Raw genomic sequence first — 23,671 nt, forward strand, 5'->3', positions numbered from 1 at the left:
AGCTTTTTACAAAACCCGCTGCAAAGTTTTTAGCAGGGTTTCTGGGTTGAAGGGTTTAACTAGCCATCCTGTTGCACCGACTGCTTTGCCCTCTTGTTTTTTTTCTGGGCTGGTTTCAGTGGTTAACATCAAAATGGGAGTGAACTTGTACTGGCTTTGCATGCGCACCGCTTTCACAAACTCAAAACCTGTCATCACTGGCATGTTGACATCAGAGATGATGACGTCAAAACGAGACTTCTGGGCTTTGTCTAAAGCTTCACGCCCATCGGCTGCTGTTTCAACCTCATAGCCCGCATCCTTCAAAGTATGAGAAACCATTTGTCGAATCGAAATTGAATCATCTACTGCCAAAACTTTTGCCATAGTGTTTCCCTCATTCACTCTTTAGTTGCATCAGGTCTGCCATCCCCAGTAGGGCAAGTCCTTCTGCTAACACGTCAGATAATTGTTCAAAATGGATCTGCTGCCCATTGTGCTGTGCGGTGATAAACAAGGAAGCTAAGAGTTGAACACCCGCGGCATCCACTCGAGCAACGGAACTACCATCAATCACTATCGGTGCTTCTTGGCTCATCCACGGCAAAAACTGCTGCTTGCACTCTTGTACATGCGCAATGTCCAGAACTTCATTCAGTATCAACATGGAAATCCAAACCTTTAAGATGAAATGAATAGTCAACCATTTTCTTACTTCCCGTTTTTGAGTTTAGGAGGGATCAGCCAATTATCAAATGCAACAAGGATATCTCTCACCAAAGTCGTCGTGTGCTCTGCCTGCAGTAATCGACAAATACCAGTGGATCCCGAGTTTCAAGATTGTTTATTTTTTCAACCAGACACATATAGACATGATTTTTATTCTCATGCTTTAATTAAATGTTATGTTATAACGTTTTAATTAAGGACATTTTGATGAAAAAAAGGTTGTTATTCGGTTTGATTTTAGCGCTAGGAGGCGCAGGGATTTGGTTGACGAAAACGGAGCCTGCAACGAGTTCGCTGGAGATTTCAGGCCCCTTTGAGTTTAACAGCCAAGATTTAGCCAAGGACGGATTCCTGTTTTCGCGTCTACAAGTGGTTGAATCCTTGGTTGGCATCAATGAGAACTCACAACCATACCCTTTGCTGGCCAAAAGCTGGACGGTAAGTGATGATGGATTAGTCTGGCGTTTCCAAATACGTCCCGAAGTACAATTTCACGATGGCAGCCAATTGACGGCACAAGCAGCGGCGACGGCTCTTAATCATGCGCTAGGTAAGCCGGGAGTAATAAAACAAGTGCCGATCAAGGCGATTACCGCGCAAAACGACCAGGTAGTGATTGAACTTAATACTGCCTATCGCCCGCTCGCGGCGGTGCTTGCTCACTACTCGCTCGCGATTGCCTCCCCCAGCTCTTATGATGCCAGTGGTAACGTGATTCAGCTCTTAGGCACAGGGCCTTATCAAATCGCACAGTTGCAAACGCCTCATAAAGCCAGTGTTACCCGCTTTAACGCTTACTGGGGTAAACCTGCCAGTATCGAAACCATCAATTATCTGGCAGGCCACCGCTCAGAAAGCCGCGCTTTGTTAGCACAAACTGGGCAAGCCGATCTGGTCTACACCCTTGACCCTATTAGCATCCCGAGTTTGCAACAGAGCCACAATCTGGATCTCTACATTGAGTCGATGCCGCGTACGGTTCTGATCAAACTCAATAACCAACACCCTTTGCTTAATCACGCCGATGTTCGTCAAGCAATCAGTTTGGCAATCCATCGTGAAGGTATTGCTCAATCGGTACTTAAGTTACCGGGATCAGAAGCGTATCAACTCTTTTCTCCCGCACTCGGATCTTGGTACTTAGCAGGAAAAACACAGCCGCAACGTAATTTAACCACCGCGCAAACCCTGCTAGCCAATCAAGGCTGGACGCTCAATGACCAAGGTTTACTGGAGCGAGAAGGCCAAGCGTTCCGAGTTCAATTGCTGACTTATGCTGATCGCCCTGAACTACCTTTGATCGCCACCGCGCTACAAGCTCAGCTCAAAGAGATTGGCATTCAAGTGGATATTGCGATTGATAACTCAAGTTCCATCCCCGCCAAACATCATGATGGCACCCTAGAAATGGCCTTGATTGCCCGCAACTTCGGCACGATTGCCGATCCGCTGCCACTGCTTTTGAGTGATTTTGCAACGCATCAAGGATCGGATTGGGGCCCAACCAATTGGTCATCACCTCAATTTAGCCAACTACTGGCTGAGCTTTCGACCGAATCTGACAATGCGCGTTATCAGCAATTGGCCGCCCAAGCCTCTCAATTACTGGCCGATGAGATGCCGCTCATCCCTGTGACTTATTACCGCCAGATTGTGTCGGTCAATAAACGAATCGCTGGGTTTTCGTTTGATCCCTTTGAAATTAACTACCGCGTCGCGCAGATGAGTTTCAATGACTAAGATTCTTGTTCACCGTTTTTACCAGGCCCTCTTTGTGGCCTGGTCCGTTGGCACACTGACCTTTATTTTGATGCGCTTTATTCCGGGTGATGTGGCTTATCGCATTGCAGCAGGTCGCTATGGCTATGATTATGTCAATGCCGACGCCGCGCTTGCAGTGCGTGCTGAGCTAGGGCTGGATCGCTCCGCTTTTGAGCTTTACTTGCAATGGCTATGGGATTTACTGCATCTCAATTTAGGCCATTCTCTGGTCAGCAGTGAACCCGTCATTGATGTGATTATGCATAATCTCGGACACAGCCTTTTACTTGCGGGCGCTGCGACACTGCTCTCGCTCTTTATCGCGATCCCAATTGGGGTCTATTGCGGCAAACGTACAGATCGGTGGGCAGACAACCTTGCCCTGCTCGCCTCAATCATGATTAAAGCGCAGCCAGTATTTTTGATTGGTCTGGGGCTTGTCATCCTGTTTGCCTTACAACTGAATTGGTTGCCTGTTGCTGGATATGGTCATCCCAAATTCCTTATTCTGCCTGCGCTGGCTTTAGCACTAGGTATGGCAGCGATGTCGAGTCGCATGATCCGTAACTCGACCGCACAAGTGCTGCAATCCCCTTATTACACTTTCGCGCGTTTGAAAGGTTTGAATCACGAGCAAGCTTTTCAGCGCCACGCACAGCGTAATATCGCCCTTCCTGTTATGGCGTTTGTCGGCATTCAGGCGGTGAGCTTAGTAGAAGGGATAGTGATGATTGAATCCCTGTTCTCTTGGCCCGGTGTGGGACATGCCTTGTCACATGCGATTTTCCAACGCGATATTCCAATGATCCAAGGCTCTGCACTGGTGATGGGATTATTGTTTGTCGCGCTCAATACGCTGGTCGACTTAGCCCAATACGCATTAGACCCTCGCCTACGTTTAAGCCGACATGTTCAACCAGAGGCCTAACATGAAACTGCACTTATCGAAACCACAATGGCTTGGAGTGAGCCTGCTGATTTTGCTCGTAATGCTCGTGCTGATCGAACATCTGCTGTATGGCGGCGATCCGGCCAAACAAGATCTCAATCGCGCTTTAGCCGCCCCCAGTTGGGGTGAACCGCTGGGTACCGATCACTATGGGCGCAGTAACTTCGCACGTTTAAGCTCTGCAATTGCGACCTCGTTAACCATGGCCGTCGCTTGCGTAAGCAGTTCCGCGTTACTGGGGTTAGTCACTGGCGTGGTCGCAGCATGGAAACGCGGTTGGTGGGATAGAGGCTTTTCTTGGCTACTCAACATGTTGCTGGCCATGCCCGGTTTAATCTTGGTGTTACTGTTTGGCGCTATGGTACCGGGCTCTTTTTTCATCCTCTATCTCGCTATTGCCTTAATGTTATGGGTGGAATTTTTCCGCGTAGTGCGCAGCAAAACCCTCTCATTACTTGAACAGCCACAAATTGAAGCCTCACGATTGTATGGCTTCAATGCTTGGTATCTATTTCGCCGACATCTTTGGCCTGAGCTAAGGGAAGATCTCTTCACGCTGGCCTGTTTTGGTGCGGGTAACGCGATTTTAGCGCTCGCCTCCATCGGTTTTCTTTATGTTGGACTTAAGCCACCCCAAGCGGAATTAGGCATGATGATGGTGGAGCTCTTTCGCTACTATCACCAAGCCCCTTGGGTACTCGCCCAACCTATCTTAGTGGTGTTTATTTTAGTGTTAAGTTTTCAACTGCTGGCCAAAGGAAAAATATCGTGACCGCGCTCCTCTCTGTACAACAACTCGCGATTTCTACTGCGCAAGAAACCTTAGTTGAAAGCTTGTCCTTTGAACTGCATGCTCACCAAGCGCTGACGATATTAGGTGAAACGGGCTCGGGCAAAAGCTTGTTGGCGAACGCGATTATTGGCAATTTGCCCGCTGGGCTGCGTAGCCAAGGTAAGATTGCGTTATTTGGCCAATATCAACATCAGCGAACTCAAGCAGAACGTGAAGCGCTATGGGGAAAACAACTTGCCGTCTTGCCCCAAGAGCCTTGGCATGCACTCAACCCAATCATGCGCGCGGGCGAACAAGTGGCGGAGGTGCATCGCTTGGTGATGGGCAATCACGCCGCTAGCGCAGCATTAACCGACTCCGCTTTTCAGCAAGTGGCGCTTCATCAGGATCAGAGCAAGTACCCACATCAGCTCTCTGGCGGTATGGCGCAGCGCGTCGCCTATTTGTGTGCCACCCAAACGCAGGCGCCTTTGCTTATCGCCGATGAACCAACCAAAGGTTTAGATGCCAGCCGCCGCGATCAAATCATTGCCTTATTGCAAGCACAATTAACTCATGGCGCGTTGTTAACCATCACTCACGATATCGAAGTTGCCGAAAAGCTCGGTGGAACCATCATTGTGATGCGCAAAGGTGTTATTCAAGAGCAAGGGCCAGCCCAACAAGTGCTGAGTCATCCTCAATCAGATTACACCAAGGCGCTGATTAACGCTGACCCCAGATATTGGCCAACAACACCGCAGAGTAAAACAGGAGAGCCCCTGTTGACCGTGGACAATATCGCCATGCATCGCGGGGAGAAGTGCTTGTTTGATTCGCTGAGTTTCACCCTCAGCGCCGGAGAAATTCTTGGCATCAGTGGTGATAGCGGCTGCGGAAAATCTACTCTTGCCGATCTATTACTCGGGTTACTTAAACCCAGCCAAGGCCGTATTCATCGCCCACAAGCGATCCCTCTCGGTAAGGCACTGAAACTCTATCAAGATCCGCCCAGTGCCTTGGCAAAAAGCGTCACTTTACAGACACTATTGGAAGATGTGTGTCGTCAGCATACGGTCGAACGCCGCCAAATTCCTCGTTTACTGGAACGCCTCGCTTTGTCACCCAGCTTACTGTCACGCAAAGCCAATCAAGTTTCAGGCGGAGAATTACAACGTTTTGCAATTCTGCGCGCTTTACTGACGCGGCCAACCCTCTTAGTCGCCGATGAGCCAACTTCGCGACTTGACCCCATCACTGCGGCCAGTACCTTGCAATTAATCATCGAGTTGACTCAAGAGATCGGCTGCGCTTTGGTCTTGATCAGTCACGACAAGCTCGCCCTTGAGAAAACCTGCCATCGTGTACTCTCTTTGTAAGATGAGCTTTGTCATTCATGGGGCCGAATGGCCTCATGAATTCGTTTGTTTCACCCTCGTTTACAGTGTAAATACGATTACCCCAAGCAACTTAAAGTGGCTGATAATCAGCAAATAGGAAGGGATACACAGTCAATGGTGCAGGTAAACCGATAATCCACATGGATTAACCCTTTGGTTTATCTCATACCGTTTTCTTAAGCGAGTATTAAGAAACCCCATTTATAAATGGCTTAACGTTCACAGAATTTAGCGTGGTCATCATGCCGACATTCAACATTAAGCCATTCTCCTATCTCCAATTAGTCTTTTTGCTGGCTGCCTATTTTGCGCTGCCACTCAATCTTCCGGTTTACGCTCAATTAGCGCATATTTTCAACCAATCTACGTCCCTTGATTGGGGATTCGCCCTCTCTATTCCGCTTTTTTTCCTGTTTGCGCTGAATTTTATCTTTCAGATTTTCAGTTGGCCTTACTTGTTCAAGCCCTTTTTTGCTGTGTTACTTGTGCTGTCGGCCTTAATCAGCTTCGCTGGCTTTCAATACGGTGTGATTGTCGATCAAGATATGTTAGTGAATGTGTTGGAAACCGACCGCGGCGAAGCGGGATCTTATCTCACAATCTATTCTGTACTTTGGTTGCTCGGGTTTGGCCTCGTGCCTGCGCTAGCTCTGCTTTTTACCCCAATCCGCCCAGAAAAAAGTGCCCTGCGTTTTTTGATGAAAAAGGGGCTATCCATGCTGGTTTCCGTTGTCGTGATTGGCGTGATCGCAGGGCTTTATTATCAGAATTACTCGTCCGTTGGACGCAACAACAGCTCACTCAAAAAAATGATCATCCCGACCCATTTTCTCTACAGCAGCTTTGGGTTAGTCAAACAGCGCTATTTCACGGAGCCAATGGTGTATCAGGAGATCGGTCAGGATGCGCAGCAAAAGCCAAGCGCCGTTCGTCAGGCAACCCAAAAGCCGACCTTAGTGTTTTTTGTGTTAGGTGAAACCGCACGAGTACAAAACTACCAATACTTTGGTTATCCACGCGATACCAATGCTTATACCGCCCCTTTCCAGCCGATCTTTTTTAAAGATGTGGCGAGTTGCGGTACAGCAACCGCCGTTTCTGTGCCTTGTATGTTCTCCAACATGAATCGCCAAAATTTTGATCGCTCTCGAGCGGACAACCAAGACAATGTGCTGGATATTCTGCAGCGTGCGGGCATCAGTCTGCTCTGGAAGGAAAATGACGGTGGCGATAAAAATGTCGCGAAGAATATCCCGCTTAAAGAGTTAGCTAGAGATAACCGAGAAGGGCTTTGCGATGGCGACACCTGTTACGACATTGCGATGTTAGAGAATTTAGATCAGGAGATCGCCACGCAGCAGGGCAACCGAATGATTTTCATGCATTTCATCGGTAGCCACGGCCCCACTTACTTTAAACGCTACCCAAAAGAGATGGCAGTTTACCAGCCTGACTGCCCAAGAGCAGATATTGAAAACTGTAGCGTCGAGCAGATCGTAAACACGTATGACAACACCATTCGCTACAGCGACTATGTGATGTCACAACTCCTCGCCAAGCTCGACTCACTGCAAGACCGATATAATACCGCGCTGATTTATATCTCCGATCATGGTGAATCATTAGGTGAAAATGGCCTGTTTTTGCATGGCATGCCCTATAGCCTAGCGCCTGAGTACCAGACTCGAGTCCCTCTCCTCATCTGGATGTCCTCTGGGTTTAGCCAAAGTAAAGGGATTAATGTTGAATGCCTGCGCAGCAACAGTGAATTACCTTATGCGCACCAGAATCTGTTTCACTCACTGCTCGGCGTGATGGATGTATCAACCAAAGCGTACCAAGCCAATTTGGATCTGTTTGCGAAGTGTAGAACCAGCCAATCTTAGCCATACCCAAACAACTTAGCCTTAGGTAGCGGGCAAATGAGTGCATCCCCAAGAGCATAGGCAAGCTCTATGGCTTGGGGTAAACGAACGTAGCCAACACCGCGACAACGTTAAGCAGGAAGGGGATAAAGTCACATGATAAGTTAGGACGTTATTCGCAATTGCGAAAACGAACAACAAAGGTATTGCGCTCATCAGTACGTGGCAGCAAGAGTACTTGACCGCCATGAAGCGCTGCAATATCACGACAAATCGACATGCCAAGCCCTGCGCCATCGCCTTTTTGGCTGTTGGCACGATAGAAGTTATCAAACATTTTTTCACGAGTCAGATCGTCAATCGCAGACCCCGTATCCGACACACGCACTTCAATCTCACCATCGTGGTCGCTAAGCTCTACCGCTATCTGGCTAGAGTGGCCGGAATAACGAATGGCATTATCCAGCAGATTTTTAAATAAAATGCCTAGGAGTAACTCATCTCCCCATAAACGCGAACTTTCGCCATGAAAACTCAGCTGCTGATCCTGCTTAAAAGCGATAGGTGCTAAATCCGCTATCACTTGTTTAATGACGTTTGCCAGCTCAACCGGCTGTTTCGCTAAGGTTTGTGTACTTTCTACTTTGGCCAGCATTAAGAGCTGATGAATCAATCTATCGGTGCGCTCTATACCTTTGAAAATACGTTCTAAATCTTGCTTTAACTGTTCCGGATTGGTGCTACGCAGGGCATTTTCGGCATTCAATCTTAAAACGGTCAGCGGGGTTTTTAACTCATGTGCCGCCATTCGAGTAAAACGTTTCTCACGCTGCCATGCTTGCTCTAGCTCATTGAGCAGTTGATTCAACGTCTCCACCAAAGGCAAAAGTTCCACCGTGGGTTTTTCGACATAAATTCGATCTAGCTTATGGATGCTGCGTAGAGCAATCGCTGCTTTCAGCGCTTGGATTGGCTGAAAGCTACGTTCAATCAGCACCACCAAAACCACAATCAAGCACAGAATTAAAATTAATTGCGGAAGTGCGGTGGATAAAGCGATCTCATTAATCGCTTCATCACGAATGCTTTGCTTTTCTGCAACCAAAACATACTGTTTACCTTTTTCTTGATCAGGGAGACTCAACTGGAAATAACGCCAGCTTTCGCCGTTGAGCGTGATATCACTAAAACCATTCGCATCACGGCCAAGACTCAGCGCAGGCAAGTGAGTATCAGAGCTAAAGAGAAGATCGCCATCTCGATAAAACTGGAATAATAAATACTGTTCATACGGGTGGCCAAAGAGCGTGGCGACATCATCATTGGATTTGGAAAGGCGCTGAATATGCTGCATCCACAGATTGAACTGCTCATGCTGATTACGATCTGCAAATTCATTGGCCGAAACAGAAGTGGCGATCAGTAATAATTTGGCGGACTGCCCAAGACGGGCATCGTACACTTCTCCTACTTCATGTTTGGCGTTGGAATAACTGAACCCAAACGAGACCAGCATCAAACCGGTACTCAGCAAAACAGAAGTCAGGGTAAGTCGGCGTTTAATGGAAAAAAGAGGATTATTTTTCAATCATATACCCCACACCTCGTACATTTTTAACCAGATTATCCGGCAATTTTTTGCGCAGATTATGAATATGTACTTCGATTGCGTTATCACTGCTGCCTTCCTCCCAGCCGTGCAATGCTTGCTGCAAAAGCTCTTTACTCATCACTCTTCCTGCTTGGGTCATTAAACTGGCGAGGATTTTGTACTCATTCCTCGTTAATTTCAGAGCTTGCTGAGCGTAGTAAATTTCTTGTTTAGAGAGCGAAAGGTCAAGATCCCCCACGGAGATGAGCTCCTCTGCGCTCCCTGAGCTACGACGAATGATCAAGCGTAAACGTGCGAGCAGCTCTTCGAGCGCAAACGGCTTACCTATGTACTCATCTGCACCGCCATCCAACCCTTTGACCCGATCACTGATATCATCCCGTGCCGTGAGTATCATGACAGGCAATGTGTAACCCGCTCGCCGAATTTGGCGCAGGACTTCCAAGCCATCCATATCTGGCAAGGTGAGGTCCAAAATCAGTGCTGTAAATTGCTCGGTTTTCAGGGCGGTCACGACGCCACCACCCCGCTCCAGCCAGTCAACCGTATAGCCTTGTCGGCTTAACGCTACTTGCATTGATTCACCGAGCAACGTGTCATCTTCAACTAATAATAAACGCATAAGGTTACTTGATGCTCTCCAATAAGTGCGCAATCTCTTCCTGACGTCCCGCATCCGCAATTTCTCGTTTCGGTCTTGCGGGTGCATGCTGAGCTTGCAGCAAATAGCGCTTTGCCTCTGCGCTACGGCCTTCTTGCAGCAAAAAATCTCCGTAGAAATAGTTGGCATCAATGCCATTGGGATTCACGGTCAAGGCTTGTTTAAGCAGCTGCTCTGCTTTTTCTTTATCCCCAAAGGCGACAGGCCAACCCGGCACTTTATAGTATAGCGTGCCCAAACTGGTCAACGCGGAGCCTTCCAGAGTATTTGGCGCTTGCGCAATGACCTCTTCAAATAAACTTTTGGCCTCTTTCACCAGCGATAAAGCCCCCAATCCGCCCCTCACTCCCGCTAAAGAAGATTGGTTGATGGCCAGCCACACTTTCAACTCAGGGTTATCGCCCGAAATCGTTAACTCCAGTCGATTACGCGCGATCGTGCGTTCAAAACAGCGCTCTTGCTCCTTAGCAGAAGCGGTACGGTATTGGCATTTTGCCCAATCAGCCTGCACTTGTTCTAAAGGCGTAATCGCGTAACTTGAGTGGGCATACCCGAGCAACAGTGCGCTAAGACTCATCCATTTAAGCATAATGTTCATAAACTCTTCTCCTTGAATTATCACGCTTTAGCGATTTAAAAATGACAATAAGACGGGTTGTTGCTTTCTAATTGCCCGAGAAACCAAGCTCGGCAGTAGTTGGTTAAGGCGCACCAGAAGTTTCTCCGGCCAACCGATCCACATGACGTTTTGCTCCGTTTCAATCATTTTGGCCACCTGCGCAGCAACCAAGGAAGGCTCATCACTGCGATTCCCCAATGCTCGATTGAGCTGTTGAACGGCCTCACTGTTGAGCGAAGTATTGGTGGCTCGTGGCGCTAAATAGAGCACTTTCATTCCCGTCCCCGCGAGCTCTCGGTTCATCGCTTCGCTAAAACGGTGCAATCCCGCTTTCGCGGCACAATAGCTGGCATAGCCCGGATACCCTATCGCCCCGAGACTGGAACCAATATTGATGACCATCTGCGGTTTATGGCTCCATTGCAAAACGTGGTGCATGATTTGGATTGGCGTCATTAAATTCAGAGCTAACTCACGCTGCACCGACTCCATCGAACGACGCGCCAGTAAACAGAACTGATTGGTCCCTGCATTATTGATCACGACGGCGATGCGCTGCTGGGCGCGGTTTAATTCTTCCACCAAAGCCTGCAGTTGCTCCATTCCCGCTTCACTGGTTAAATCTGCGCTCACAACCCGATGCTGCTCTGGCTTGGGGAGTGATTGACGCAATGCTTCAAGTTTTTGCGCATCACGCGCTAACAAGATTAACCGCGCACCACGCGCCGCTAAAGTATGAGCGATAGGCTCGCCAATGCCACCTGAAGCGCCCGTTAACAACACATATTGTTGATGAATGTCCATAAACGCTTCCTAAGCTGCCTGTTGCTGGGTCTGGGGCAGTAATTCACGCAACATCTGCCCATACAGATAAAACACCTGATTCGCCGAGTGGATAATCGCTTGCTGATCCTCTTCCGCGGTAATTTTGTCCATTAAGGATTCGAAGAAGCGAATGTGGTCTTGATCCAGTTCACTGTGTGAGGTGAGATAGCTCATGGCTTTAGCAGGTAAATTGAGCTGCTGTTTGACCAAGCGCGCTATGTTGCCGCCCACGCCCACACTCGTCCCTTCGAGCACCCAGACCATACCAAACAACGCGAGCGGATTGGCTCGATCAATCTGGTGGTAGAGATAAGCGACCATCAATTCAATCGGTGTACTGACTTGACCCACCCCTTGGTTATTTCGCACCGCTTGAGCATCACCACCACAAACTCGAATATCATTGAGGATCCATTCTTGGTGACCTTTTTCCTCATCGATATAGTCGGCAATGGCAATACGCACCCACTCATAACGATCACTCAATCGTCCCCCACACGCCATTAACAGTGGTACGGTATGTTTGACGTGATGGTAGGCTTGGGTCAAAAAGCTTAAGTACATGTCAAGCGTGATCTCGCCGCGAGCACAAGCTGCAAATACTGGAGCTTGTAACATCTGTTGCTGAGCCGCTTGCGTCTCTTTTTGTAAACGTTGAAAAAATCCTGTCATGAGAGTTCTCCTCATCGTGAGCCTCAAAGAGGCCCGAACGACTTACCGTGAAATGTCGCCAATACCGCTACCGCTTCTTGCCGGAAGGGGATACAGGTATTGCCAATTGAGGTCGGGCGCATTACGCACTCGACGAAAAGTGTGCTGCGCGTTCTCAATCAACGCTCGCTTGGGTCGGCCATTGGCTGTCAACCAAGCCTGCCATGCGCTCGGTTGATTGACGAAAAGCAGTTGTTGGATCTGTGCGTAGTCGGGTAACTGATGATTTATTTGTTGCACACGTTGCTCTAGATCGGGCATTAGGCGATCAATCACCGCCACTAACCCCACCTCATCATCGCCGACCACCACGAAACGACATTGCGGTAACCAAACTTGCGCGTGAGACTCAATCCATTCCGGTGCGATGTTGCGCCCAAAGGGAGTAATGATGAGATTTTTTTTGCGCCCTACGATACAAAGAAACCCCTGCTCATCGAGTGTCGCCAGATCACCTGTGGCAAGCCATTCGTCGGTCAATGGCTCGCCGATATAACCCAGCGCACTATTGCCACGAACCCACAACTCACCATCTTCAGCCAATTGGATTTGTAGATGGCTCAGCGGCTTGCCGCAACTACCGGGCTGGTCATGTTGCGGCGTATTCATGCTAACCACCGAAGCGCATTCAGAAAGTCCATAGCCTTCATAAGCAGGAATGCCCAGGGCTCGTGCGCTATGGATAAGTTCAGCCGCAACGCGCGCGCCCCCTACCGCCACCCATTGCAGCGACTTCGCCAACTCGGGAGCCTGTTTCACCACCTGAATCAGCGCCATCAATAACGCTGGGGTAAGAACCAAACTGGATGGCTGATAAACGCTCAATACGTTGGCAAACTGAGTGGGAGAAAATTGACTAGAGCCAGACAGCCCTACCGATTCACCAAACAGTACGCTTGAAGTCACCCCGAGCAATAAAGGCACGTAAATTCCTGTGATATTTTCCAGCAGCGTGGCGAGCGGCAACATCACCAAATGCTGCTCAACTTGCGCGCTCATCTGCTCTGCGATGGCCAGCGTAACGCGCTCTAGATTTTCTTCACTCAAACAAACCCCTTTCGGAGTGCCTGTTGAGCCAGAGGTGAACGTGATTTTTTGTGTACCCGCCAAAACGCGATTGGGTCTATTCCTCGGTTTATTGCCCTGATAGTGCCAAGCGTCAAAGCCACCGACTGTCAGTGAAGGCGAACCCAACTCAGGCCAATCACCAACACAGAGTTCAACATTCGCCTCATTCAGTAAATGAGCGACTTGTTCTGATGTAAAAAAGGTCGGGACAGGAACTATAACGATGTGTGACCACATCGCGGCTAAATCGAGCGCAACCCAGTCGACACTGTTTTGTGCACGTAATGCGATGCAGTTTGCGGATAACCGCTGCAGCTGATTGGCGATCAGCTCGACTCGCTCTAACAGTTGAGAATAATTGAGAGCTATCCTCTCTTGCTGAGCGTTATGGCCAACAAAAGCCATTTTCTGCGGTTGGTGCAAGGCATGCTGCTGCAGCGCAGCGAGAATTCGATTCATCTTTGACTACTCACGCTTGCTTTTGATTAAGGTGTAATTGATTGAGATGGGTGCAACCATGCACTAAATTGCCCGCCAAAATACGCGGACGGTGCTGATAGTAAGTTCCCCAGATTTGAGAAGCATTGGGAATACGAGCTGGAGAAGCTTGGGCAATCAAGGTGGGTTGCAGGCCAAAACGACGCATCAGGGCATGCAGAGGATCGGTTGCAGTAAAAATGCACCACTCAAACCCCATGGCGACCAACTGCTGTGCCATCAAACGAAAGTGAAACGCTGAAAGCCCGCGACCAAAAGAAGCAAGATGGCCAAATTCAATCAACTTGCCACGAGGTATCGGACATGCAAAACGTTGTGCAAGAAGACGATCGGCAGGCTCATCGAGATATTGTTCAAGAAACAGCGGCTCTTGCTCTGCAATCCGGTATCCACAAACAGACTTCATGACCTGTTTATCAAGTAGCGCTAAATAAGCTGGCATATAAGCGGTGAGGTGGGCATCAAACGCTTGTTGATAGCGCTCATCAACCAGTTTGATCGCCTCATTCCAACGTGGATGCGTGGGTGTAATGACTTCCAGTGTCAAATCGGCTAGACAAGGTAGAGGTTTCATTGGTGTTTCCCTTTGCTTACTCTGTAAGTCAAAAGTAATCCACCTAACTTAAGAATCCCTTAATATACCGAAACGACTTAAAGTGTCAGCTCGCCAGCCAGTACATTCATCCTGATGAGCAGAGACAAGTTCGATGCTTGAGGCAAACACACCTAGCCAGCCCCGCTGCAGCTTCAAGTAGGAAGAGTATATTTACACTGTAAATTCGCTAGCAAAGCCAAGATTTCCGTTCGCACCGCTTGCTCGACTTGCCGCTTCCCACTTAACTGAAACTGCTCGGCACAGGCCGCCCAACTTTTACGCTGCAGAATTTTACTGATCAACAAAGGGGATGGGCTCTCTAGTGATGGAGCCGTTGCCAGTAGCCAAGCATAAAGCCACACCGCCACGCTTTCGTAATTTGCTCCACCTCGCGCGTAACGCTCGATCAAATCCAAAGGGATCTGAGGTTGAGGCAAGGCGACAGTGCTAGGTAAAAGCTGTTGGATGATTTGTGGCTCCAACGCTTGCAGAGAATCACTGAGTTCAAAAATCCAATGTGCACTAAACTGCTGTTTGGCTTGCTCCAACCAATCGAGATGCTCTCCGCGCACCATCAACAGAGAGTAACAACCACTCGCCTGATCTCGATGCGAACCGAGTTTTATTGGTACGAAGTGGTTAGCTAGCCAAAATGGCAACAAATCTTCACTCACCCCGAAGCTGGTGGCGTAATAATCCGCGTGATGCTGCGCAATAAAATGGGTCAACAATTGGCTACCCATACCTTGGCGTTGGCAGTCGGGATGGACGGCAATGCGTAATATTCGCCAGCAAGATTGGCGCGCCGCTTGGCTAATTCCTAATTGATTCGCCAAAGTCACAGGGGTTAAATGCCCTTTCGGACGCCGCGTTCCCAGTTGAATCGCCTCAATCGTCGGCGCGTCTAACTCCCCTTCACGGACCGCCAAAACGCAACCGACGCACACCTCTCCTTGATAAGCGACGAACAACGTCATCGCTTCATCTTGCAGTAAAGCAAAGAGATCGTTGGGCGAGGTTTGATAATGCGCATTGACCAAAAGTGCAAACACTTGTGCTAATCGCTCAGGTTGCTCCACACACTCAGGCTGACTGAATAAAGAAAAAGACAGCGGTTCTCTCGCCTGCTCTAGGGCAACTTCAGGCAACTCACTTTGTAGAAGAAATACCTGATTTTGCCACTGTTCCAGCGCATCTCCCGCCGCCCAGCGGATCGGCTGCTCAAGATGCAGTGAGCGCATCTGTGGGCGCTGTACTTGCAACCAACTCTGAAATTTTAGAGAAAAACCACGCCCACACCCTTCGTAACCATGAATGGTCGAAGAAAATACCACGCGGTGATAGCGCTCCACCCAACGTTTTAAAAATGGCAACGGCAGCGCAGCGGCTTCATCAACCAACAATAAATCACACTCAGGTTGAGTGCGCAGTAGCTCATCCGGAGCCATAAAACGTAAGCTTGACTGTGCCGTTTGCACCTCACCGCGCTGGCGATGGGCTTGCGGTAATGTGCGCTGGGCATGCACAAACAGCGGCTCCACGGCAGCCAAAGTAGGCGCAGTCACCACAATATGCATAGAGCGCGATGACATCAGCTCTGCGGCCGCCAATCCCAGTGCGCTGGTTTTTCCACGCCCGCGATCGGCAGTCAGCACTAAAGGACGCTTGCGATGCCCAGTCACGACTTTAATGATGCTGTCGATCGCCAATCTTTGTTCGGTATAAGTTTGTCCGGTATTCGTTCGCGTAACCGAAGCCGAATGGGGTAAAGCCGGCACCGTTTGTGGCGTAATCACAAGCAAGCGATGACAAGCGCGCTCTAGCCAGACTCGTGCACAATGGTTGAGCGTAGTCGGTTCGCCAACCACCAACAGTAATCCACCGCCCACCAAGGTACCCAGCACCGCATTAAAGCTATTGGCATCCCAACCTTGCGTTAAATCTACGATCAGGAGTTGGCATTCTCGCCCTAACCATTGCTGACCTTGGCGATAGTCGACACAAGTCACACCCTCTAGCTCAGTTTGTCCTAACATCAATATCGGTTGTTTGGCAAAGTGCGGAACAAGTGTTTTCAATAAGTGATGCTGCCACTGTGCATCACCACGCAGCCAACAGCCAAAGCGAGTCTGTCCTTGCTTGGCGAGCTGCTGAAGTTGCAATAAATAGGTGATTGGCTGAGTCATAACGAGCGATATTCAAAAATGATGCGCCATGTTAGCACAAGCCCAACCGATCGCTGTAACGCCTTGAAAGGCATCGTAAGAAGGAGGAAACATTTGTTAACAGAAGGCTAAAATATTTTTTCTTAACGACAAATTATATTTGCTTTATCACAGCAAAAAATTCACTAATTATGCACTCGAACCCCGGCATTGGGCTGGGCTAAAAAGGAATCAAAATGCAATGAAAACTTTCATTAAAGGATTGGTACTTTCTGCAGTCGTTGCCTCTTCTCAGGTTTATGCAGAGCAAACCCTAAACGTGTATGCGTGGGGTGGCTATCTGCCAGAGAAGTCGCTGAAAGCTTTTGAACAACAAGAAGGCGTTACTATTAACTATTCAACCTTTGAGAATAATGAGTCAATGTATACCAAACTCAAACTTCTGAAAGGCACTGGTTACGATGTCGTGTTTGCGTCCGCTTATTTTATCGAAAAGATGGGCCGTGAAGGGCTACTGGCAGAAATCGATCATAACCAAATCCCGAACATGAAAGATGCAATGCCAACCGTATTAGGACTGGCGCACGATCCTCAAAACAAATTCTCACTCCCTTACATTTGGGGGATTACGGGTCTGTACTACAACTCGTCTACCCTGCCTAACGGCATCACAAAATGGGCAGATCTGTGGGATAAGCAATACGAACAGCAAGTCATGCTGATTGACGATATCCGCGACGTGTTTGGTATGGCTCTAAAGCTTAACGGCTTTAGCATCAACACCAAAAATGAAGAGGAAATCAAGAAAGCGTACGAATCTCTGGTGGCACTGAAGAAAAACGTATTGCTGTATAACTCAGATGCGCCACACGTGCCTTACGTTTCTGGCGAAGCCACACTGGGTATGCAGTGGAACGGCAACGCCTACCAAGGCCAAGTGGAAATGCCTGAGCTGAAATTCGTTATGCCAGAAGAAGGCGCGGTACTGTGGATGGATAACTTCACCATTCCTTCAGGCAGCAAGAACATTCCGTTGGCGCACAAGTTTATTAACTTTATGTACCAACCAGAAAACCAAGCTGAGATTGTACAAAGCTTAGGTTATGCCTCTGCCACCAAAGGCGGTCGAGCGCTGCTACCGGCAGAACTACGTGATAACCCGACTATCTTCCCATCGGATGAAGATATGAAAAAAGGCGAGTTCATCAACGATGTCGGCCCAGAAACGCTGGCGATTTATGAAAAGTACTGGCAGCGCCTAAGAAACCAATAAGGCTAAGCCCCCTAAAACGCATAAAGCCCGCATCAGCGGGCTTTGTTATTTGAGTCGACTCAGTTTAGCTTACGCTGCACAAAATCAAGAATATCTTGCATCAGCTCATCATCAATTTTCTTCAAATTCAGCACCAAATTATTGCCTTTACGAGCATAGCTGGCGCGGCCTTTGATGAGCTCCACCTTCGGTGTTTCGGTGCGCTTAGGAGGTAACACATCTTGAATCCAGCTTTCGATAGTTTCCGTGACTTCTTTGGTAATACGCGCCACCCCTTGAGCTTGAGATTGCTGCCACACAAAACCATTTTCTTGATGGCATTTCGCTAATAATTGCTCACGCTGAGCCTCATTCAGCTCGTTAAACTGTTTATGTAATTTAACGATAGTAGGGCGGCCCAGCTCGACAACACTCGGATACGCCTGCAAAAGCTCTAGCGGTAAAGCGGCGGCTTTTAAGGCACCACTGACCAATGCCTCGCTGCACTGGAACATTTTGGCAAGCGCTTTTTGGTCTTCCGCTTCACCACTATCGAGCTTGGCTTGCATCTCTTTACCTTTCTCATACAGAGAAAGAGGTTTATGCGCATTCGCGACATCAGACAAAAACTTAGCGTGCTCAGCATTGATATTTTCAGCCACATACACCAAAAACTCTTTGCCCGCCAAGATACAAGACATGCGACGACGGCTACCATCGAGCACTTCGATTTTGCCATCTGCGGTTTTACGGCCAACGGCTGGGTATTGCTGTCCACGCTCACGCAATGTGGTCAGAACATCAGCCAAGGCATGTTCGGTTAAAAACGCCTGTTCACGGGCATTTTGAGCAAACACCACAGTTTTTTCCGCGACTTCATCAGCCGGAATTCGCATCAGTTCAAAGGTCACTACCTCTTCACCCGCTACAGCCAACTCAATCATCTGCGCTTGTGCTTTCACCGCAGATTGCGCTTCTGCAGGCGTCGTTGCACGGCGCTTATCCGCCTTTCCAAACAGCTTTGCGTTCAGTTCAGAAGTTTTAATTGCCATAAGTTACTTACCCCTGATTCAGTGAAGACCAATGTGAATGAAGTACGCGCTCTAGCTCTAAAGCACTTTTTTGTACCGCATCCTGAGCGGTCGCCAAGGTTTTTTTACCGCCCTCGAAATCGTTAACGGTCAAATCAAAGACGGTACTGTAAGTATCCGCACAGGTTTCAAACGCACGGCTGCGTGGGATCGTGGCCATCATGACTTGATCGCCCAACAAATAATTCATTTCGGTCAGTACCGACACCTGCTTCTTGTTGTCATCCTCAAACATGGTTGGCATCAGGCGTACAAATTCGAGCCCTTTCCAATCTTCAGGGAACATCTCGTACACCGTGGGCAAATGTTGGAAGAAATTGACCGTGGAAGCCCAGTCCAGTCGCTTCGCCGCACAAGGGATCAGTAAGGCATTCGAGGCATACATCGCGTTCCATACCAGTGGATCAACGTGTGGACCAGTATCAATCATGATGATGTCAAAATCGCTGGCAATTTTATCGATCAGCTTCTCTTTGAGTAAGCGAACAATATCTAATGATTGATTTTGTGAGAGATATTGCCACGCCTCTGCGTTAAACATCGCATCTTCAGGAAACGCAGAAATGGTTTTCAAATTCGGATATTGAGTTGGCAACATCACGTTTTTGCGCAAAAACTCAGTGTCCACTTGCACCCCATCTGGCACATTATCCAGCATGATATCAACCGCGGAATAGATATTCGTATGCTCAGCCAGACTGATTTGTGGATTCAAGAATAGGCGCAATGAACCTTGTGGGTCTAAGTCAATCAAGCAGATGCGGTAACGCTTATCCAAATTGAGCGCTAAACAAGCGGCAAGGTGTACCGCGGTCATTGATTTCCCCGTACCACCCTTTTGGTTCTGCACGTTGATGATCCACGGTTTATTCTCATTATTTTTTTTGCGCTCATGGAATTTAGGCACGCCAGCGGCATCCATCAACATATGCGCTTCGGAAAGAGAGATAGAGTAGTGATTCGCGTTATTTTTGGTAAATTGATGTCCCGCTTCTTCCATCTTAGCGATAGCTTCATCAAGCTTGCGACGTGTTAAGCCTGAACGAGTTTCCATAAGGGCTTTAGACATTGGAGGAAAATGCTCATCACGGCGCTCCTCTAATACAATCTCAATTCGATCGGCCTGCACTTGTTGGGTAAGTTGTGCAAGCTGGTAGAGATTCTCTATCGTTTGTTCTCTTTTCATTGCCAATTTCCGTTATTAGGGCTTTAAACAGATTGTACAGCATAGTTTATTTAAAACAACAAAAAGGTGAACAAAAAACAATGAATCAAAATCACACATATTGGAGTATTAACAGAAAATTGATACCAAATAAACAAAGTTAGGTATAAAACCGCGTTTAAATAACCCACACATTCTTCGATAAGAAGAAAACATTTTAAATATTACAGTGTCACTTATTTACAATGTAAAGCCACGTTTTGAAGTGATGATGAATAAATAAAAGCGAGCAGTAAGCGGAACGATTAAACCGAGCCACTAAGTTACGGTGAATGCCATTCTGATTGAAATGATGCGCAGGATTCAAGCAAGATGAGAAAATGCCTATCTTTCCTCCAGAGAATAGGTATCACCGAAACGATGATCAAGAACAGCAGCTTGATCATTCTTCCGTAAAAAATAGGGGGTTAAGGAAACATGATCAAGAGCTCATAATGGCTATCAGTCGAGGCAAGATAATTAACAATTGAAGATCTTCAATCGGATCGATGATCAAGAGGCAAATCGTCGCGGAAGCATGTAAATTCATTATCAATTTACGGTCGATGTCAGGCAGAGTAAGGCTTTGGCTAGTCAGTGATGAAAAACCGCCTATCCTAACAAGTCTCAATCAAAACAAGATAAGCAGAACAACTGCCATGATCATGCTTTCGTAATCCCGCTCCGTCACCTTAGCCAGCGCAATATGGCGCTTAAGATGTCAATTGGAAGCACAAGTCACAAGTATTCATTGCGATATGGTCAAGAAATCATCCTCTCTTGATCATCTTTCCGTGGTCATGAGAGTACGAGAGGAAGGAGATACAACGACCTATTTTGATGTCATCCACTCAGGTTGTGGATAAACTGTGTGAGCACCTTGATCATGCTTAGAAGCTTACGTTGATCATTGATTCTGTTGACTGATGATCATGCTTAGAGGAACAAATGATCATGCTTTCGATCTTGTATTGATCATGGTTTCCATCAATACATGATCATGCTTCTGAATGGCTAAAAATAATCTCTTTTAATTACAATAAATTAGAACTAAAAATCGTCACAGATCATTAGATCACTCTAATCATATTTAATCATTTAAATCAGAAAGATCAGTTATTTAAAAACAACAAATTTTTCTTTATTTATGATCTCTTTTTCTTTATTCTCTTGGAACTATAGTGATATTACGGTAAGTGTGATACGGATCTAACCATGAGCTCAGAAGAAAAACGATTGATCAAATTGCCAAGAACTCACAAAGATGGTCATCTTTTTGAAGTCTCTGAAGCCGCGATTGACTGGATTGAACAGTATCAACACTTTAAAGGTGTCACGAAAAGCATTGTTGAACTTTTGAATCTGATCTCACTGCGTGGATTACGCAGTAAAGATGGCTTAGTTTCAACCACAGAACTGATTGATGCAACCGATGGGCAGCTGACGCGTGCAGCCATCCAGCAGCGGTTGAGAGCAGCGGTAGCTGTTGGATTGTTCAAACAAATCCCAGTGCGTTTTGAAGAGGGGCTGGCTGGCAAAACCATGCTCCATCGTTTCATTAACCCCAACCAATTGATCTCGGTACTCGGCTCAACCAGCTTAGTCACTGAATCGGTTAAACAAAATGAAAAGCAAAAGCGCTCAAAAGCATTAGCGCAGACGCAAGTCAATCAACGTTTACTGCATGAGCATGGTTTAAATACACCGCCAGCCATGAAAGATGAGGCGGATCAGTTTGTGGTCTCACCGACTAACTGGGCAGGGATCATTGATCAAGCGTTAGCGCCACCCAGAACCCGCAAGAGCTACCAAAAGTCTATGGTTTCGATATCGGGTACTCGTGCTGTGATTGAAACACGATCGTCTAAAAACATCATGACGGTCGACGATCTGATGACTTTGTTTGCCTTATTCACTTTAACAGTGCAGTACCATGATCATCACCAAGATGATTACCATTTCAATGCTAAACAAGCACCAAACAAAACGCCGCTGTATATCACCGACATTCTCTCTTTACGTGGCAAAAAAGACAGCGGCCCTGCACGTGACTCGATCCGTGACAGTATTGATCGTATTGAATTTACCGATTTTCAGTTGCATGAACTGACGGGTCGTTGGCTCAGTGAGAATATGCCTGAAGGCTTTAAAAGCGATCGTTTTCGCTTTTTAGCGCGCACCATCACCGCTTCCGAAGAGGCACCTGTGGAAGGCAGTGATGGCGAGATCCGCATCAAACCCAATCTGTACATTTTGGTTTGGGAGCCTTCGTTTTTTGAAGAGTTATTGACGCGAGATTATTTCTTCCTGTTTCCACCGGAGATCTTGAAACAACATACCTTGGTATTTCAGCTCTACTCCTATTTCCGTAGTCGAATGTCTCGTCGCCATACCGATGTAATGATGCTGAGTGAACTCAACCAAAAATTGGCCAGAAACATCGAATGGCGACGGTTTTCTATGGATCTGATCCGCGAACTTCGTCGTCTCTCCGAAGGGAAGGGGAGTGAAGATCTGTTTGTGGTCAATCTCTGGGGTTACCACTTGACGGTGAAAAGTATCGGAGAGAAAGGCAAAGTGGTGGATTACCAAGTCGATATCAAATGTGATGTGGAAGAGGTACTGCGCTATTCACGAGCCAAAACCACCAACGCGGGTAAACGCAATATGGCTCCAACCTTGCCTAACCCTTTACGTAACGAGCTGGTTTCCAAGCAGAAACTGGCTGAGTTATCGAGCATCATCGATGGTGAATTTGAACCAATCCAGCGCAAAGCTCCTTCGCCGAGAGGCCGCTTAGGTCGACGCGTGAAGCTACGTAAACATCTGGTCGAAATCAATGCTGATGAAATCACCATTACTCTATCGCGTTATACCTCTCCAGAAGCGCTAGAACGCAGTATAACGGCTTTAGCGGCTATGACTGGACATGCCCCTTCATCAATCAAAGAAGAGTGTGTAGAGCTCATAGACAAGCTAGATTGGCTGCGTGTTGAAAACGATGTGATCCAATACCCGACCTTGAGCAAGCTGCTTGAGCTCTACAACAGCCAAAATGAGAGTAAACATCTGTCGATCGAAAAATTGATCGCAGGTTTAGCGGTACGCCGTAAAGTCTGTAAATTGGTTCAAGATGGGCACATTGACGAGACGGTGTATCGAGCCTTAGATGAGATGGCCGCGGGAGCCTAACCAAAACGGATTAGGCTGGGCGTTGGTTTTGTGACTTAAACCTGACAACAGTCTGACATTGAACCGAATAACCACCGATACACTGCTTCACGAATAGACAACCTTTTGTCCTATCTGATGAATTGTAGATTGGCTCATATGTTTTAAGCGAGTTTAAATAGCTCGCTCTTTTTTTGCCTACGATTTGGCAAAATCCCGACTCAGTGCTTTCGATCCCGACTATCCACGCATCGGATCTCGAGTTCCTTGATCATCGTTCCAAGCATGAAACGCCATAAAACGTACATGCGCATCGATCAATGCGTGAGATTGAGATTCTCCACCCACTTGATGGTTGAGATGTTCAAGACTCAGCACCATCAGCTGTTGCATCCGTAGCAAGCACCAAGATTTCAACTCCAAGTCACACTCAGGTTGAGCGGCGCAGAGCTGGAATCGACCGTAAGCCAAATTGAGATATTGCAAGGCCTTCTCGGTATCCGTCTCGCGATAAAACTCAAATTGACGCAAACAGGCATCAAGCCAGCAGGCAATCGCTTTGCTTTGAGTGGAATTGAGCTCAGGCTGCCAGAGTGCTTGCGGTGCGCCAAAAATCAAAGGTTGTAATTCAGCGACGGCAGCACAATCGTTATGTTGATACCAGTGATGAATGGTGTGTAACCAGTGCTGTAGTTCATTCATACCGTAAGTCTCGATCATCAAAAAAAGAGTTGATCCCATAAG

Annotated in this window: 20 protein-coding genes; 7 read left to right on the top strand and 13 right to left on the bottom strand. The window is 47.6% G+C overall.

Annotated features, from left to right (window positions below):
- Positions 1 to 6: 6 nt before the first annotated feature.
- Together GOU96_RS00785 and GOU96_RS00790 are read right to left on the bottom strand one after the other, a co-directional pair.
- Positions 7 to 366, bottom strand: coding sequence for a response regulator (locus GOU96_RS00785; RefSeq protein WP_001151340.1), 360 nt, complete (start codon positions 364 to 366; stop codon positions 7 to 9).
- Between the two features lie 10 nt (positions 367 to 376).
- Entirely contained in the window at positions 377 to 646 is a 270-nt protein-coding gene (locus GOU96_RS00790; protein ID WP_174500036.1) for an STAS domain-containing protein, read from the bottom strand.
- Between the two features lie 269 nt (positions 647 to 915).
- Here GOU96_RS00790 and GOU96_RS00795 point away from each other — a divergent pair, with 269 nt between their 5' ends.
- The 5 genes from GOU96_RS00795 to GOU96_RS00815 all read left to right on the top strand — a co-directional run bounded on the left by GOU96_RS00795 (position 916) and on the right by GOU96_RS00815 (position 7,476).
- Positions 916 to 2,448 (top strand): ABC transporter substrate-binding protein, encoded by a 1,533-nt coding sequence (locus tag GOU96_RS00795; RefSeq protein WP_174500037.1) that lies wholly within the window; start codon positions 916 to 918, stop codon positions 2,446 to 2,448.
- Positions 2,441 to 3,397: an ABC transporter permease gene (locus GOU96_RS00800; protein WP_174500038.1), complete on the top strand. Its 957-nt coding sequence runs from the start codon at positions 2,441 to 2,443 to the stop codon at positions 3,395 to 3,397. Before GOU96_RS00795 ends, GOU96_RS00800 begins: the two co-directional genes overlap by 8 nt.
- A gap of 1 nt (position 3,398) precedes the next feature.
- Positions 3,399 to 4,190: an ABC transporter permease gene (locus GOU96_RS00805; RefSeq protein WP_000766238.1), complete on the top strand. Its 792-nt coding sequence runs from the start codon at positions 3,399 to 3,401 to the stop codon at positions 4,188 to 4,190.
- Entirely contained in the window at positions 4,187 to 5,569 is a 1,383-nt protein-coding gene (locus tag GOU96_RS00810) for an ABC transporter ATP-binding protein (RefSeq protein WP_174500039.1), read from the top strand. Before GOU96_RS00805 ends, GOU96_RS00810 begins: the two co-directional genes overlap by 4 nt.
- Positions 5,570 to 5,832: 263 nt before the next feature.
- On the top strand, positions 5,833 to 7,476 hold the full coding sequence (locus GOU96_RS00815; RefSeq protein ID WP_032472176.1) for a phosphoethanolamine transferase: 1,644 nt from the start codon (positions 5,833 to 5,835) through the stop codon (positions 7,474 to 7,476).
- 151 nt (positions 7,477 to 7,627) lie between these two features.
- Here the strand turns inward: GOU96_RS00815 and GOU96_RS00820 are convergent, their stop codons facing one another.
- From GOU96_RS00820 to GOU96_RS00855, 8 genes are all read right to left on the bottom strand, one after another.
- A complete protein-coding gene (locus GOU96_RS00820) occupies positions 7,628 to 8,971 on the bottom strand; it encodes a sensor histidine kinase (RefSeq protein WP_230610508.1) in 1,344 nt (447 codons plus the stop codon).
- Between the two features lie 61 nt (positions 8,972 to 9,032).
- Positions 9,033 to 9,689 carry a response regulator gene (locus GOU96_RS00825; RefSeq protein ID WP_001238036.1) on the bottom strand — a complete coding sequence of 219 codons (657 nt, stop codon included), beginning with the start codon at positions 9,687 to 9,689 and terminating at the stop codon, positions 9,033 to 9,035.
- Between the two features lie 4 nt (positions 9,690 to 9,693).
- Entirely contained in the window at positions 9,694 to 10,326 is a 633-nt protein-coding gene (locus GOU96_RS00830) for a tetratricopeptide repeat protein (RefSeq protein ID WP_001024363.1), read from the bottom strand.
- A gap of 27 nt (positions 10,327 to 10,353) precedes the next feature.
- Positions 10,354 to 11,151 (bottom strand): SDR family oxidoreductase, encoded by a 798-nt coding sequence (locus GOU96_RS00835; RefSeq protein WP_000351198.1) that lies wholly within the window; start codon positions 11,149 to 11,151, stop codon positions 10,354 to 10,356.
- Positions 11,152 to 11,160: 9 nt separating this feature from the next.
- Positions 11,161 to 11,844, bottom strand: coding sequence for a TenA family transcriptional regulator (locus GOU96_RS00840; protein WP_000145529.1), 684 nt, complete (start codon positions 11,842 to 11,844; stop codon positions 11,161 to 11,163).
- Between the two features lie 42 nt (positions 11,845 to 11,886).
- Complete coding sequence (locus GOU96_RS00845; RefSeq protein WP_134987399.1) at positions 11,887 to 13,410, bottom strand: AMP-dependent synthetase/ligase; 1,524 nt, start codon at positions 13,408 to 13,410, stop codon at positions 11,887 to 11,889.
- 10 nt (positions 13,411 to 13,420) lie between these two features.
- Entirely contained in the window at positions 13,421 to 14,023 is a 603-nt protein-coding gene (locus GOU96_RS00850) for a thermostable hemolysin (protein WP_000803565.1), read from the bottom strand.
- Between the two features lie 173 nt (positions 14,024 to 14,196).
- Entirely contained in the window at positions 14,197 to 16,230 is a 2,034-nt protein-coding gene (locus GOU96_RS00855) for a GNAT family N-acetyltransferase (protein WP_267780919.1), read from the bottom strand.
- A 220-nt stretch (positions 16,231 to 16,450) separates the two neighbouring features.
- On the opposite strand from GOU96_RS00855, the gene GOU96_RS00860 reads away from it, so the two are divergent.
- The gene (locus GOU96_RS00860) at positions 16,451 to 17,482 is read left to right on the top strand and encodes an ABC transporter substrate-binding protein (protein ID WP_000846694.1); all 1,032 of its coding nucleotides are present in this window, start codon (positions 16,451 to 16,453) and stop codon (positions 17,480 to 17,482) included.
- A 59-nt stretch (positions 17,483 to 17,541) separates the two neighbouring features.
- Here the strand turns inward: GOU96_RS00860 and GOU96_RS00865 are convergent, their stop codons facing one another.
- Positions 17,542 to 18,513, bottom strand: coding sequence for a ParB/RepB/Spo0J family partition protein (locus GOU96_RS00865; RefSeq protein ID WP_000985780.1), 972 nt, complete (start codon positions 18,511 to 18,513; stop codon positions 17,542 to 17,544).
- Between the two features lie 7 nt (positions 18,514 to 18,520).
- Positions 18,521 to 19,738 (bottom strand): AAA family ATPase, encoded by a 1,218-nt coding sequence (locus tag GOU96_RS00870; RefSeq protein WP_000817997.1) that lies wholly within the window; start codon positions 19,736 to 19,738, stop codon positions 18,521 to 18,523.
- A gap of 1,233 nt (positions 19,739 to 20,971) precedes the next feature.
- On the opposite strand from GOU96_RS00870, the gene GOU96_RS00875 reads away from it, so the two are divergent.
- Entirely contained in the window at positions 20,972 to 22,948 is a 1,977-nt protein-coding gene (locus GOU96_RS00875) for a replication initiator protein RctB domain-containing protein (RefSeq protein ID WP_000093512.1), read from the top strand.
- A gap of 219 nt (positions 22,949 to 23,167) precedes the next feature.
- Here GOU96_RS00875 and GOU96_RS00880 read toward each other — a convergent pair whose 3' ends face one another.
- Complete coding sequence (locus tag GOU96_RS00880) at positions 23,168 to 23,629, bottom strand: hypothetical protein (RefSeq protein ID WP_002052122.1); 462 nt, start codon at positions 23,627 to 23,629, stop codon at positions 23,168 to 23,170.
- Positions 23,630 to 23,671: the final 42 nt, after the last annotated feature.

It is taken from the genome of Vibrio sp. R-1, assembly GCF_035615595.1.
Classification (GTDB): domain Bacteria; phylum Pseudomonadota; class Gammaproteobacteria; order Enterobacterales; family Vibrionaceae; genus Vibrio; species Vibrio cholerae.